The organism is Streptomyces sp. NPDC046759 (genome assembly GCF_040645475.1).
Lineage (GTDB): Bacteria > Actinomycetota > Actinomycetes > Streptomycetales > Streptomycetaceae > Streptomyces.
On the sequence record NZ_JBEYYJ010000088.1, the window covers coordinates 1 to 1,245 of the forward strand.

Below are 1,245 nucleotides of genomic sequence, written 5' to 3' on the forward strand. Positions count from 1 at the left end.
CCGTACGCGGTCACTGCCGCGATCGGGCAGCTGCACACGTACGGCATCTCCCCGGACTGGCAGGCCCTCTTCCCGGGCGCCCGGCGCGTCGACCTGCCCACCTACGCCTTCCAACGCGAGCGCTACTGGCTCGACGTTCCCCAGGCGTCCGGCGACGTCCGGGCCGCCGGTCTGGGGGCGGCGGACCATCCACTGCTCGGTGCCGCGATTGCGACGGCCGACGGTGACGGGGTCCTGCTCACCGGCCTGCTCTCCCTCGAAAGCCACCCGTGGCTCGCCGACCACGCCGTGCACGGGACCGTTCTGCTGCCCGGCACCGCGTTCGTGGAGCTGGCGATCCGGGCGGGCGACGAGACGGGGTGCGGATGGATCGAAGACCTCACCCTTGAGCTTCCTCTGGTCGTGCCCGAGCGGGGTGGCGTCACCCTTCAGGTGGCTGTCGGCCCGGAGGACGAGTCGGGCCGTCGGCAGCTCAGCGTGCACTCGCGCGTCGGCGACGGATCGTGGCTGCGGCACGCGAGGGGAGTGCTGTCCTCGGCGGCGGCACCGTCCGTTACGGACCTCGGTGTGTGGCCGCCTGCGGGTGCTGAGGCCGTCGACCTGACGGCGTTCTACGAGGGCATGGCGTCCATGGGCCTGGACTACGGTCCGCTCTTCCAGGGCCTGCGCTCGGTGTGGCGCGGCGGGGACGACGTCTTCGCCGAGGTCGAGCTGCCGGAGGAGCCGGCTGCCGAGGGGCCGGCGTTCGCCCTGCATCCGGCGCTGCTGGACGCCGCCCTGCACGCACTGGCCGCCGGCGGACTGGTGCCGTCGGACGACGGCCCGGTGCTGCCGTTCGCGTGGTCCGGCGTCTTCCTGCAGGCGGCCGGCGCGGCGATGGTGCGGGTGAAGCTGTCGCGGACAGCCACCGGTTCGGTGACGCTGGCCGTGGCTGACGGCGCCGGTGAACCGGTGGCCTCGGTCGAGTCGCTGTCCTTGCGGCCGGTCTCGTCGGAGAGCCTGCGCGACGCCGGTGGCAGCGATCAGCTGTTCGGGCTGGAGTGGACGCCGTTCGCCCTTCCCTCCGCCACCCAGCCACTGGTGGTCGATACGGTCGCGGACGCCGACGCACTGCGGCAGTCGGAAGGGACGCCGGACGCAGTCGTCGTTCCGTGCCCGGTGGGGTCCGGTACGGAGACCGCCGAGCGTGTGCACAGTGCCACGAGTGAGGTTCTGGCGTTGGTGCAGTGGTGGTTGGGGGAGGAG

The 1,245-nt window shown here is 72.7% G+C and carries 1 protein-coding gene; it reads left to right on the top strand.

All coding sequences use genetic code 11. The features are described 5' to 3' along the window. On the top strand, positions 1-1,245 hold a 1,245-nt coding region (locus ABZ919_RS41500; RefSeq protein ID WP_361259522.1), incomplete at both ends, for a polyketide synthase dehydratase domain-containing protein.